Raw genomic sequence first — 13,041 nt, 5'->3', positions numbered from 1 at the left:
AATTTAGATGAGAATTTTTTCATGTTTTATTACTAAACTAATTACCAGGATTCAGCCGAAATTAAAACATTAGTGAAGAAGGTGATTTTGCTCGATTTAGTTCAATCAAAACATTATGTATAAGTCATAAATAGTGATACAACTACTGCCAAAATTAAATGGGCGAAATTAACTTGAATGGATTAAATGCAATTTTTTTAAGTTTAATAAACAAGATACGCATCTAAACAATTGCAAACCACAAGGATGAAAAATGAGCAGGTCAATAAATCGTCTACACGAACGCCTCCGGCTCGGCTTTACTGAACGCTTTTCTATCTGCAACATCCCGCAAGGGCTGACATTGTGGCAGCAAGTGTTAGGAGAAGTACGCACTCGGATTTTGCTTTGGTACTTACTGATTTTAGGAATCACATTTCTCATTGCCATTCCGGCATTTCGCTATCAGCTCTACCAGCGTATTGATGAACGTGGTCGTCAGGCTATAAAAGCAGACATGATAGCTTTTCGGGCATTAATTAGCGGTACAAGCATAATTCCAGCGGATGCAACCACTGATGATGACCCACAACAAATGCTCATTGAATCACAGCAGAATTGGTTACTCTCGCAACAAGAAAAAATCGTTGTTTCCAAATCTGTAGAAGATTTAATGAAGCTATTTCGAGCTTATCTGTTGTATCGCATACCCGAAGATGAAACCTATTTCATTACTTTTATTGATGGTGAATTTTACAAATCCAGTCCGAGCGCTCGTCCCAAACAATTAGCCACAGACTCACTACTCATGAAACAATGGGCAACACAAACCCAAGCAGAACAGGACGAACAAGAATTTTTCACTCCTGAGGGTAATAAAATTATTTACACAGTAGAACCCATTGCCATTAATCAAAAAACACGGGGAGTGTTTGTTGTTGCTCATAATACTGCCGGGCAACGAGTACAAGCACTAGAAGCAGTCCGCGTGATTATTCAAGTTTCTAGTTTAGTCTTTGTGGTGTCATTAATCTTAGCTTGGTTAGCGGCGGGGAGGATCATGGCTCCTTTAAGGACAATCATTACTACCGCTCATGCCATTAGTGAGTCAGATTTAACTCAGCGTTTACCGGCTCATGGTAGAGGAGAACTAGGAGAACTGGCTAGCACATTTAATGAAATGATGGATAGATTAGAAGCCGCCTTTGCTACCCAACGTGAATTTGTGAACGATGCGGGACACGAACTAAGAACTCCCATCACCATTATTCGTGGACATTTGGAACTCATGGGAGATGATCCCCAAGAACAACAAGAAACTTTGGCATTGGTGATAGGAGAACTAGACCGCATGAGTCGTTTAGTTGATGATTTAATTTTGCTAGCCAAAGCAGAACGCACAGACTTTTTACAGTTAACAACAGTCAATGTGGCAGAGTTAACCCAAGAGTTATTTTGCAAAGCTCAAGCACTAGCAGAAAGAGACTGGCAACTAGATGCTGTGGCCAAAGGTCGAATTGTCGTAGATCGCCAAAGAATTACCGAAGCCATGATGAATCTCGCACAAAATGCTACTCAGCATACAAACAACAATGATACTATTGCCATAGGTTCAGCGATCGCCAAAGGCAAGGTGCGTTTCTGGGTACGCGATACAGGCGAAGGCATTCCCCTTGTCGATCAAAAACGGATCTTTGAGCGCTTTGCCCGAACTTCCAACAGTCGCCGTCGTTCTGAGGGTGCGGGGTTAGGACTATCCATCGTGCGAGCGATCGCCGAGTCTCACTGCGGGCAAGTATTACTTCGCAGTCAATTAGGAAAAGGTTCGATGTTTACTATTGTTTTACCCCTCGATCCGCCGCAAAAAATCAGTGCCCATGCCCAACATTCTCATCGTTGAAGATGAATCCCGAATTGCCTCGTTTATCCAAAAAGGATTGCGATCGCAGGGATTTACAACCACAGTCGTGACAGATGGACAAAATGTACTAGATGTGGTAGCAAGTAGCACATTTGATTTATTAATTTTGGATTTGGGTTTACCTAGCAAAGATGGATTTCAAGTACTTCAAGAACTGCGGGGACAGGGCGAAGACCTACCAGTAATTATCCTTTCTGCCCGTAGCGACATTAACGACAAAGTTGCTGGACTAGAAGGAGGAGCAGATGATTATGTCACCAAACCCTTCCGATTTGAAGAACTCCTGGCGCGAGTAAGATTGCGGTTGCGAGGCCACAGAAATGTCAGAGATGCTACACACTTAACCCTGAGATCCGGTAACCTAGTACTTGATTTACGAACTCGACAAGTTAAGATAAGCGATCGCCTCATTGAACTACCCGCCCGTGAATTTGCAATGGTAGAAATGTTTTGCCGTCATCCGGGACAAGTCATCAGTCGAGAACAACTGTTAGATCACGTTTGGGGTTACGATTATAACCCAGGTTCTAATATTGTTGATGTATACGTCGGTTATCTCCGCAAAAAACTAGGTAGCAAAATCATTGAGACTGTTAGAGGTATGGGCTATCGTCTACGGATTTAATACCCACTGGAACGGATTCAAGTTCATCTAAGTCTTGATTGATTATGAAACAGCACAATAACTTTGATGAACTGGCTGTTGACCAGTCAAAAAGCCCCTTGAGTTCGAGGTATTGGTTCAGACATCTGAAGGTTGGTCAAAAAATTGCTCTGGGATATGGACTGCTTTTAAGCGTTGTCTTACTGGGAACTAGCATCGGTTTTTTGATTGCAGATCATTACCAGCGACAAGCGCACCAACGGAAAGAGGCAGCCATTGAACAGTTATATCAGATGTATCAACTGAAAACCATTGTGTTTCGGGTTCGCACCAATCAACACAAGTTGATTTTATACATGGATCAACCACCAAGATGGGGAGAACAATATACTCAGTTACTGAAGTATGTTGAGCAAGCTAGACAAGTTTGGTTTGATTTCAAGGCTAACTACAGCACTGAAAACAGCATCATATATGATTCTGTAATCGAACAAAAAGCAGTTCACCGCTTATTGCAGACCCATAAAGGCTTTGATGCTTACTTAGAGCGCACAGAATCTCTATTTAAGAATAATAATCCCAGTCAATTATCATCAAACGAAATTAGAACAGCACAAACGCAACTATTCAATTTCATGCATGGCTCATCAGTTTTCATGATTGATGATTTTCTAGATGACATTACTAACCTTGTGGAAGTGATTACCCAGGAGTATCAGCAAGCCAATGTGGAACTGCAAAGGGCAGAAAAATTGCGCCTCAACATTATTTTAGGCAGTCTGTCACTATCAATTGCCATCGCTACATTATTGGCAATTTACACTAGTCGCGCCATTGCCCGTCCCATTCAAGCAGTTACTCATGTTGCCCAACAGGTGACAGAGGAATCTAATTTTGACTTGCAAGCACCCGTCATGACTAATGATGAAGTTGGTATCTTAGCTGCTTCTCTGAATCGTCTCATCCAGGAAGTTCAGCAATTCATTCAAGTCCAACATGATACCAACGAACAGCTAGAAGTATACAGCCAGGTTCTAGAAGAAAAAGTCCGGGCCCGCACACGAGAGTTAAATGAAAAAAATCTCAGCTTAGAAGCAGCATTAGAGGAATTGCGGCGTACTCAAGCTCAACTAGGAGCAACTGAGCAAAGTATTCAGAGCAAATCCTAAAGTTTTGCTTTAGCGATGGAACTACCCACAGCCATCTTCGCACCCATAGCTAGCAACAATAGCAGTCATAGGAAGATGCGATCGCTCTTGTAACCAGCAAGCTATCATGTATGGGAAAAATATGCAGCAATAGCCTGAGGTTTGGCATGAAAGTAGCAGTCTTCAGTACAAAGGCCTATGACCGACAGTTTTTAGAAGCTGCAAATTCTCCCATTCAACATGAGTTGGTTTTTTTTGAACCCCGTTTGAATCAAAGCACCGCTATCTTAGCCGCAGGATTTCCGGCTGTGTGTGTATTTGTACATGATCTGGTTGATGCTCCAACTTTAGAAATTCTCGCTTCCGGAGGAACTCGCCTCATTGCCTTGCGATGTGCCGGATTTAACAATGTAGATTTACAAGCCGCCGCAGATTTGGGTATTAAAGTCGTCCGTGTCCCTGCTTATTCACCCTATGGGGTTGCAGAACATGCAGTAGGATTGATTTTAAGCCTCAATCGCAAAATTCATCATGCCTATAACCGTGTCCGCGAAGGTAATTTTGCCCTCTCAGGACTATTGGGATTTAACCTCAATGGACGCACCGTCGGGATTATTGGTACTGGCAAAATCGGTCTAATTTTAGGACAGATTATGAAAGGTTTTGGCTGTCATTTACTCGCCTATGATGTGTATCACAATGCAGAATTAGCAGCAATGGGTGGAAAATATGTAGAGTTGCCTGAGTTATTTGCTAACTCTGATATCATCTCCCTCCATTGTCCCCTGACGCCGGAAACTCATCACTTGATTAATGTCGAGTCCATAGAACAAATGAAGCCAAAAGTGATGTTAATTAATACCAGCCGAGGCGCATTAATTGATACCCAGGCAGTCATCGAAGGACTAAAGTCACGCAAAATTGGTTCTTTGGGCGTGGATGTCTACGAACAGGAATCGGATTTGTTTTTTGAGGATTTATCTGGCGAAATCATTCAAGATGATGTCTTCCAACGCCTGACAACCTTTCCCAATGTATTAATTACGGGACATCAAGCCTTTTTTACCGAAGAAGCTCTCCACAATATTGCAGAGACAACCTTTAATAATATTACTGACATTGAACATAATCGTCCCTGCCCCAACGAAATCAGCGCTCAACCGCAAACCCCAAGGGACTTCCAATTAAAAAAATAATCAAATCCCTACGGGACGCTACGCGGTAAGCGCAGCTATGCCCGTTAGGGCTTTACGCTGTGTAGGCAGGGGCGCAGGGGGACAGGGGGAAAAGAAAAATACCATTAAAATTATTTTCTTGTCTCCCCCAACTCATGTAAGTTTTGTAAAACCGATAAAAAAATTTTAACTGCCAATTTGGCAGAAAATTCTGTAATTCCCGTAAATTAGATCCTAAAAGCAGAGTATGTTGTAATGACTGTCACACCAATTGTGCAATTGGTTGACTTATGATCAACGACAAATAGTTAATTGGGGGTGAACTGATGGCAGAGCCTAATCAGGAAGGTAAAAATAATTTTCTTTACCCTCGGAGTCGCTACTATGGTCATTTTCATCCAGACAACATAGTATTTAACGCCAATCTCCAAGAGTTTGCTCAAAAAGTTGGCTACATCTCCAGTTTAGAAACATCTGGAAAACTGACTCCCCAACAGGCTTATAAAAGAATTAAAGCTCTTTGGAAACAGTTAAAACGCAGTAAAAAAGAACTAGGAATTGGGAACCAACAAGAACCACCAATATCATCCTGAAATTATTGAAATTCTGAGCCAAGCACCTGAAATTCATCTGGAGTGAGTGACACCATCATATTTTCAGATTCTATTTGAATAATCCAACGCTTACTCGTTTGATTTCGGGAATTTGACTCTACACCACAAACTACGCCAACTTTTCCGATTACGTACGCTGGACGGAGAATCAAGACTTTGTTCCCTACTTGAATATTCTTGGAGGTATACAATTATTTCTCCTAGAGGTTTTTGATTTTATAAGAATAAAATTATACAAGTAAGAGCCGATAGTTAATCTTATTTTAACGAAAATTTGTATATTCAATAATCTTTTCTTAACTAAATACGGCAGATACCATGCATTCTGGGCGGTGGCTGGGGACAGGAACGAACAATTGCGAATTGGAAATGACAGGCTTTGAGAGTGAGCCAACAAATGGGAGTGAGAAAACCAACCCAAGTGTGTGGTGTAATTTTCAGACTTGTGTGTACACGCGATGACTGTAACTGTGTGAATATATTTTCAGGCCAAAATAATCGGGTCTGAAATCACGTCTAACCATCAGGCAGCCCATAGCCCTCTCGAACAGATAAAATTGACAATATGAACGCTACACAAGAACAACTAAAACTGAAATTTGCCCAGGCTTTGGCGGCTGCTTTTGGCACTGAATACGCTGGAGTCGATCCCATTTTGGTGGCTGCGAGTAATCCTAAATTTGGTGATTATCAGGCGAACGTGGCTTTATCGTTGAGTAAAAAGTTAGGACAGCAACCAAGAGCGATCGCTACTGCTATTGTTGAGAAATTAGATGTATCTGATATTTGTGAACAGCCAGAAATAGCTGGGCCCGGTTTTATTAATCTGAAACTCCAAACAGCATACCTGGAAGCCCAACTCAACGCCATTCAAGCAGATGCTCGGCTAGGAGTCCCAGCTGCTAAAACACCAAAACGGGAAATTGTCGATTTTTCCAGTCCGAATATTGCCAAAGAAATGCACGTCGGACACTTGCGTTCGACAATTATTGGTGATTCCATCGCCAGAATTTTGGAATTTCAAGGACATGATGTTTTGCGCTTAAATCACGTAGGTGATTGGGGTACGCAGTTTGGCATGTTAATCACCTATCTGCGGGAAGTTTACCCGGAAGCCCTCACTACTGCCAATGCTTTAGATATTGGAGATTTAGTCAGCTTCTACCGCAAAGCTAAACAGCGCTTCGATGAAGATGAAGTTTTTCAAGAAACAGCACGACAGGAAGTTGTCAGATTACAAGCAGGTGCAACCGATACACTCCACGCTTGGAAACTATTATGTGAACAATCCCGGCGAGAGTTTCAGGTAATTTATGATTTGCTCAATGTGCAAGTCACCGAACGGGGAGAATCTTTTTATAATCCTTTACTACCAACAGTGGTAGAAGATTTACAGTCATCTGGTTTGTTAGAAGAAAATCAAGGCGCTCAGGTGGTTTTCTTGGAAGGGTTTACCAACAGAGAAGGTGAGCCTTTGCCTTTAATTGTGCAAAAATCCGATGGTGGTTATAATTACGCCACAACAGATTTAGCAGCCTTACGCTACCGCATCCAACAAGATGAAGCCAAGCGGATAATTTATGTTACAGACGCGGGACAGGGAAATCACTTTGCTCAATTTTTTCAGGTAGCAGGTAAAGCTGGATGGATTCCTGATGATGTGGAATTAGTTCATGTTCCCTTTGGTTTGGTATTAGGAGAAGATGGCAAAAAATTCAAAACTCGTTCTGGTGATACAGTCAGGTTACGAGATTTATTAGATGAAGCAGTGATTCGGGCCCGTGCAGATTTAGCAGCTAGGTTAGAAGAAGAAGAACGCACGGAAACAGAAGAATTTATTAATGAAGTTTCCCAGGTAGTTGGTATTAGTGCGGTTAAATATGCCGATTTAAGTCAAAACCGTACAAGTAACTACATTTTTAGTTACGACAAAATGCTGGATCTTAAGGGCAATACTGCACCCTATATGCTGTATGCTTATGCGCGGATTCAGGGAATTAGCCGTAAGGGTGGGATTAATTTTCAGGAGTTGGGAGATCATGCTCAAGTTTTGTTACAGCATGAAACAGAATTAGCACTGGCAAAGTATTTACTGCAATTAGATGAGGTAATTAGTGCGGTAGAACAAGATTTGTTACCTAATCGGTTGTGTGAATATTTGTATGAATTGAGTAAGAAGTTTAATCAGTTTTATGACCGTAATCAAGGGGTAAGAGTGCTGGAGGCGGAGGAACCATTAAGGACTTCTCGTTTGGTTTTATGTGATTTGACGGCTAAAACTTTGCGGTTGGGATTGTCTTTGTTGGGGATTCAGGTTTTAGAGAGGATGTAGGAGAAAAATATTAATTTTTTTAACGCCAAGAGGTACGAAGGTAACGTGAAGGTTTTTTGTTGTGTTTCCTTGACGTTTTGGCGGTCATTCCTGTTAGCTTGTGTCAAATGATGGTGACGCTTGCTTTTATTATGGGTAATATCCCCAACCTCAAAGCACGATCGCCATGAATGATAAAGAAATCAAACAATTAATGGAGAGTAATGCTAAAACTGCCCAAGCTATGTTAGATGAAATAGCTGATGCTCGACAGGAACGGCAAGAACTTAGGGAAGGAATGGTACAACTGCAAAATGCAATGGCACGGCTAATGAATATCCAAGAGACAATGGCTAATTTACTCGTTTCTCTTGATGGCGATCGCCCCACTATTCTCAAGAAACTGTCAGCAATTGAACATAAGTTGGATCAGCTATTGCCACAAGAACCAGAAGATGCTTCCAAATAAATTAGTTTTGCTCATGGGCGATGTCTGGTGGCAATTTAAAGCAATTTTAAATCACACAATTATGTGTTTTCCACCAAAACTGTCACAGATGCTACAGCTATCAACATTTCATCATTTTTATCGTTGAGAGAGGAAATAGCTCGTCCTTGAACCACCATCCCCCCAGATTCTACAGTCAGGGTTTTGCGGCCAAATGGCAGTACAGCTAGTACTTCGGCTTCCCTGACTTGTTCTGGATAGGGAACGGCTACTTGAACTTCCACAATCATTTCATCAGGATCGCTTAAACCAGCCACTTCCCACGCACCAGGTAAGGCATTATGAGCGATCGCATTGCGTACAGCCCTAGCTGCTGCTACTGTTGGTTCCTGTCCATGCTGATCTATTCCCATCCCCATCTCAATAATCAAACGTTTACGAGCCACAGCCATCTCCTGTAAATATTTAAATTTGTTCTTCTTCCTCAGAGAACCAAATCTCTGCTAATAAACTCAAACCAATGAGCCAAAAAAAGCAGCAAACCAAAAACCAAAATAGTCCCATCATTTCCATTACCTCCAATTAGTAGTTTTTTGCAAAAAAATCTCACGTTTCAGGTAAATTCATCAGGAAAATCTTAGCTATAACACAGTTGTTTATATCATCATAAATCTACATATTTTCTAACAATTTAGTTGAGATTGCTCTCTGAGTAAATTATTACTTTGATTAAAAAGATTATTTATAAAATTAATAAAAATAAATCTTTAAAGGGGTTTTTTAGTAAACAATGTATTCAATTACACTATTGTTCTGCCATCCTGTGACTTTAAACCTCGTCCATCGTGAACAGTGCAGTTGTTGCCATTGCGACGTCAGGAAGCAATCTCATAATCTTGACGGCAAACTACAGTAGTTCTCAAAATAAACAAGCTTAACAGCCAAAATACTTAATTTTTCGGCAAATTATCCACCGGAAAAGCTCTGCGCTAAAATAGAGGCATTGGGGTAAAAATCTCTGTCATTGACACTCTCCCGGCTAAAGCCACGGAGATTCTTGATTCAACGAGTCCACTTAGATGAAACTCCTTGCGGTATCTCACCCAGAGGTGGTTCTCTCCTCAAGCGTTAACTTTCGGTATGCCCTACCGTAGTTGGATGACTCCAAAATTTGTTTGAGTGTAAATACTGGTTGTCTAGTCCCCATGAAAATTTTACCTATTCCTGGTATTGAGCTAGAACTATGGAATAGAACCCCATATTTTCAATTGTCAAGGTGCAGCGTAGAGCCGTTAGGCAACATTGGGTTTTTATACAGGTTGATTACCCTTCCTGTTCAAATCAGTTTAACATCAAAACACCCTCAAGGGTGCAGCTAGCTTTCATCACCTGCCTAAAGTCCGAAAAACGCCACAATGTTGCTGTTTCTCAGGTGTTTTCAGCGTCTTTCTTATAAGTTCCACAAATGACCAATTTTTACCACTCAAGTAACAATGTCTCAAGAGCATAACGAATCACTCCAGGTTCAGCAAATAGCCAGTCTTAAACCGAAACATTTTGCTGATTTAATCAGAGCTGCTCAGTTAATTTTTGACCCTACTGCGGGACTCGCAGGCAGACATTTAGAAATTGACTGGCAAGATTTTGGTGTTCCCGATGATGTAGAACAAAATTTGAAGGCACTGGGTCAACAATATCAATATGCCTCTCCCCATATTCCTAGTGATATCATCTGGAGTCAATTAACTCCCGAAACTCGGATCTGGTTTCTCGACAATAAAGATGAACTGTGGCACTTTGAGGAGGCGTTTCCGGCGCTGGATGAAGATTAGTGTTCTTAGACAGGTACATTGTACCTGCCTACAGCGATCCTATTGATAAGCATCCATTGGTAGACAAGAACACACAAAATTCCTGTCACCAAAAGCCGCATCAATTCTCCCTACACTAGGCCAGAACTTGTGTTCACGAGTCCAAGGCGCAGGATAAGCAGCTTGTTCCCGCGAATAAGGATGATTCCATTCCCCGACAATCAAACTTTCAGCCGTATGAGGTGCATTTTTCAAGAGATTATCTTGAATATCCATCTTGCCAGATTCAATTGCCGCGATTTCTTGACGAATAGCAATCATGGCATTACAGAAACGATCTAATTCTGCCTGAGATTCGCTTTCTGTGGGTTCCACCATAATAGTCCCCGCTACAGGCCAAGAAACAGTGGGCGCATGGTAACCATAATCCATCAACCGCTTGGCAATATCATCAATTTCGATGCCTGCTGATTTTTTGAGTGATCGTAAATCTAAAATACACTCATGGGCAACTAAATTATTTTTGCCTTTGTATAAAACAGGGTAATAAGAACTCAGCCTGTGCGCGATGTAATTAGCATTAAGAATTGCCACCTTGGTTGCTTGCGTCAAACCATCGGCACCCATCATGGCGATGTACATCCACGAAATCACTAGTATACTAGCACTACCCCAAGGCGCAGCTGCAATCGCACCAATCCGCTGAGAATCAGAAATTTTCTTCTCCCTATTCCCCACCACCGGGTGTCCAGGTAAAAACGGCACCAAATGAGCCGCCACACCAATAGGCCCCATACCAGGGCCACCGCCACCATGAGGAATACAGAAAGTTTTGTGCAAATTTAAATGACAAACATCTGCACCAATATCACCAGGACGGCAAATACCCACTTGGGCATTCATATTCGCCCCATCCATATAAACTTGTCCACCGTGTTCATGCACCACGGCGCAAATTTCTTGAATTGCTTCCTCAAAGACACCGTGAGTTGAAGGATAAGTCACCATCAAAGCAGCTAGTTCATGACTATGCTTTTCTGCTTTGGCTTTTAAATCATCAACATCAATATTACCGTCTTCATCACAGGCAACTGCTACCACCTTCATACCACACATGACTGCACTAGCTGGGTTTGTCCCATGTGCTGAGGTAGGAATCAAACAAATATTGCGGTGTGTTTCCCCACGACTTGCATGATATTGGCGAATTACTAAAAGTCCTGCGTACTCTCCTTGAGAACCAGCATTAGGTTGGAGAGAAACTCCCGCAAACCCGGTAATTTCAGCTAACCACGCTTCAAGTTGCTGAAAGAGAATTTGATAACCCCGTGTTTGAGACAAAGGGGCAAAAGGATGAATCTTGCCAAATTCCTCCCAAGTGACAGGAATCATCTCAGCCGTGGCATTCAGCTTCATGGTACATGAACCCAAGGGAATCATGGACGTAGTTAAAGATAAATCCTTAGTTTCTAGCTGATGTAGATAACGCAATAATTCTGTTTCTGAATGATAGCGATTAAAAACAGGATGGGTGAGGTAGTCGCTGGTACGGGGGAGAAAGAGGTGGGACGAGGGAGAAGTTAATTCTTCTAGGGTGAAGGGGAGGTTATCTGTACCTGCGAAAATTTGCCAGAGGTCAATTAAGTCTTCTGGCGTGGTGGTTTCATCTAAGGATATACCCACAGCAGTGGCATCGAAAATTCGCAAGTTAATATTGCGGGCTTGGCAAGCTTCCAGAATTGCTTTAATGGAGTATGTGCCTAACTCGACGCGCAACGTATCAAAAAAAGACTCAGAACTAACTGTGTAACCTAGTCTTTTTAATCCATGTGCCAAAATCACCGTTTGCTGGTGGATATTTTGGGCGATCGCCTTCAATCCAGCTGCACCATGATAAACTGCGTACATACTGGCCATAACAGCCAATAATACTTGTGCAGTACAAATATTACTCGTAGCTTTTTCACGGCGGATGTGCTGTTCACGGGTTTGTAAAGCTAGACGCAAAGCCACCTTGCCCTGGACATCTTTTGATACCCCAACAATTCGTCCAGGAACCTGCCGCTTATACTCTGCTTTCGTAGCAAAATAAGCAGCATGAGGCCCCCCAAACCCCAAAGGAATACCGAAGCGTTGAGTGCTACCCACAGCAATATCAGCACCAAATTCACCTGGTGGCGTGAGTAAAGTTAAGCTTAATGGGTCTGCGGCTACCGTTACCAATGCACCTTGAGCATGGGCTTTGGCAATAAAGGCACCATAGTCGTAAATAGTACCATCACTGGCAGGATATTGCAGAATTGCCCCAAAAATTGGTTGATCAAAATCAAACGTCTGATGGTCACCGACAATAATATTAATACCTAGAGGTTTAGCCCGTGTTTGCAAAACATCAATAGTTTGGGGATGACAATCATCAGCAACAAAATAAGCATTTGCCTGATTTTTGCAAACACCATAGCTGAGACTCATGGCCTCTGCGGCGGCTGTCGCCTCATCAAGTAACGACGCATTGGCTATTTCCAAACCTGTGAGATCGATAATCATGGTTTGAAAATTCAGCAACGCTTCCAAACGTCCTTGGGCAATTTCTGGCTGATAGGGAGTGTAGGCAGTATACCAACCAGGATTTTCGAGGATATTGCGCCCAATAACAGGAGGTGTAATGCAATCGTAATATCCCATGCCAATGTATGAACGGCAAACCTGATTTTTGGCAGCAATTTGTTTTAATTTAGCCAGTGCAGCATACTCGCTTTGCGCTTCTGGTAACTTCAGATTTTTATTTAACCGGATAGCCTGGGGTACTGTTTGGTCAATCAGTGAGTCCAAACTGGGAAATCCCAATACCTGAAGAATTTGCTGAATTTCATCAGAGTTAGGGCCAATGTGTCGTTGTGCAAAATTAATTGATGTTTGACTCCTATTATTCAGCACTTGCGGATGACTTGATTGAGGACGAGGGGCATGAGATACCACAGATGGAACTCCAGACGCAACTATTTAATATTTTGCAACAAATACTCACAA

At 42.1% G+C, this 13,041-nt stretch carries 11 protein-coding genes; 8 read left to right on the top strand and 3 right to left on the bottom strand.

Translation table 11 applies throughout. The features are described 5' to 3' along the window. Positions 1-253 precede the first annotated feature (253 nt). The 5 genes from ACM0OT_RS01565 (at position 254) to ACM0OT_RS01545 (ending at position 5,420) form a co-directional block, all read left to right on the top strand. Positions 254-1,879 (top strand): sensor histidine kinase, encoded by a 1,626-nt coding sequence (locus tag ACM0OT_RS01565; protein WP_414562118.1) that lies wholly within the window; start codon positions 254-256, stop codon positions 1,877-1,879. Further along, the gene (locus tag ACM0OT_RS01560) at positions 1,857-2,525 is read left to right on the top strand and encodes a response regulator transcription factor (RefSeq protein WP_414562116.1); all 669 of its coding nucleotides are present in this window, start codon (positions 1,857-1,859) and stop codon (positions 2,523-2,525) included. The genes ACM0OT_RS01565 and ACM0OT_RS01560 overlap by 23 nt, the downstream gene beginning before the upstream one ends. 44 nt (positions 2,526-2,569) lie before the next feature. Further along, positions 2,570-3,673 carry a HAMP domain-containing protein gene (locus ACM0OT_RS01555; protein WP_414562114.1) on the top strand — a complete coding sequence of 368 codons (1,104 nt, stop codon included), beginning with the start codon at positions 2,570-2,572 and terminating at the stop codon, positions 3,671-3,673. A 146-nt stretch (positions 3,674-3,819) separates the two neighbouring features. Then, positions 3,820-4,848, top strand: coding sequence for a 2-hydroxyacid dehydrogenase (locus tag ACM0OT_RS01550; protein WP_414562112.1), 1,029 nt, complete (start codon positions 3,820-3,822; stop codon positions 4,846-4,848). Positions 4,849-5,153: 305 nt separating this feature from the next. Continuing rightward, positions 5,154-5,420 carry a hypothetical protein gene (locus tag ACM0OT_RS01545; RefSeq protein WP_414562110.1) on the top strand — a complete coding sequence of 89 codons (267 nt, stop codon included), beginning with the start codon at positions 5,154-5,156 and terminating at the stop codon, positions 5,418-5,420. A gap of 2 nt (positions 5,421-5,422) precedes the next feature. Here the strand turns inward: ACM0OT_RS01545 and ACM0OT_RS01540 are convergent, their stop codons facing one another. Continuing rightward, the gene (locus ACM0OT_RS01540; protein ID WP_414562108.1) at positions 5,423-5,632 is read right to left on the bottom strand and encodes a hypothetical protein; all 210 of its coding nucleotides are present in this window, start codon (positions 5,630-5,632) and stop codon (positions 5,423-5,425) included. 374 nt (positions 5,633-6,006) lie between these two features. On the opposite strand from ACM0OT_RS01540, the gene argS reads away from it, so the two are divergent. After that, positions 6,007-7,773: an arginine--tRNA ligase gene (gene argS / locus ACM0OT_RS01535; RefSeq protein ID WP_414562106.1), complete on the top strand. Its 1,767-nt coding sequence runs from the start codon at positions 6,007-6,009 to the stop codon at positions 7,771-7,773. 166 nt (positions 7,774-7,939) lie between these two features. Further along, the gene (locus tag ACM0OT_RS01530; RefSeq protein WP_414562104.1) at positions 7,940-8,221 is read left to right on the top strand and encodes a hypothetical protein; all 282 of its coding nucleotides are present in this window, start codon (positions 7,940-7,942) and stop codon (positions 8,219-8,221) included. A 59-nt stretch (positions 8,222-8,280) separates the two neighbouring features. Here the strand turns inward: ACM0OT_RS01530 and ACM0OT_RS01525 are convergent, their stop codons facing one another. Next, positions 8,281-8,646, bottom strand: a complete 366-nt coding sequence (locus ACM0OT_RS01525) for a Lin0512 family protein (protein ID WP_414562103.1) — start codon at positions 8,644-8,646, stop codon at positions 8,281-8,283. A gap of 1,047 nt (positions 8,647-9,693) precedes the next feature. Here ACM0OT_RS01525 and ACM0OT_RS01520 point away from each other — a divergent pair. Then, on the top strand, positions 9,694-10,032 hold the full coding sequence (locus ACM0OT_RS01520; protein WP_414562102.1) for a hypothetical protein: 339 nt from the start codon (positions 9,694-9,696) through the stop codon (positions 10,030-10,032). Positions 10,033-10,071: 39 nt separating this feature from the next. On the opposite strand, the gene gcvP is transcribed toward ACM0OT_RS01520, so the two are convergent. Further along, positions 10,072-12,990, bottom strand: coding sequence for an aminomethyl-transferring glycine dehydrogenase (gene gcvP / locus ACM0OT_RS01515; RefSeq protein WP_414562101.1), 2,919 nt, complete (start codon positions 12,988-12,990; stop codon positions 10,072-10,074). Positions 12,991-13,041: the final 51 nt, after the last annotated feature.

Origin of the sequence: Anabaena sp. CCY 9613 (genome assembly GCF_963920895.1) — a bacterium.
GTDB lineage: Bacteria > Cyanobacteriota > Cyanobacteriia > Cyanobacteriales > Nostocaceae > Cyanocohniella.
Note: the sequence above shows the minus strand (reverse complement) of the source record. Positions and strands in the feature narration are given on the sequence as shown.

Bases quoted from the DNA above. Each gene is read 5' to 3' on its own strand.
- argS (WP_414562106.1), top strand. From the start codon at position 6,007: ATGAACGCTACACAAGAACAACTAAAACTGAAATTTGCCCAGGCTTTG.
- ACM0OT_RS01555 (WP_414562114.1), top strand. From the start codon at position 2,570: ATGAAACAGCACAATAACTTTGATGAACTGGCTGTTGACCAGTCAAAA.
- ACM0OT_RS01560 (WP_414562116.1), top strand. From the start codon at position 1,857: ATGCCCAACATTCTCATCGTTGAAGATGAATCCCGAATTGCCTCGTTT.
- ACM0OT_RS01565 (WP_414562118.1), top strand. From the start codon at position 254: ATGAGCAGGTCAATAAATCGTCTACACGAACGCCTCCGGCTCGGCTTT.
- ACM0OT_RS01545 (WP_414562110.1), top strand. From the start codon at position 5,154: ATGGCAGAGCCTAATCAGGAAGGTAAAAATAATTTTCTTTACCCTCGG.
- ACM0OT_RS01550 (WP_414562112.1), top strand. From the start codon at position 3,820: ATGAAAGTAGCAGTCTTCAGTACAAAGGCCTATGACCGACAGTTTTTA.
- ACM0OT_RS01520 (WP_414562102.1), top strand. From the start codon at position 9,694: ATGTCTCAAGAGCATAACGAATCACTCCAGGTTCAGCAAATAGCCAGT.
- ACM0OT_RS01530 (WP_414562104.1), top strand. From the start codon at position 7,940: ATGAATGATAAAGAAATCAAACAATTAATGGAGAGTAATGCTAAAACT.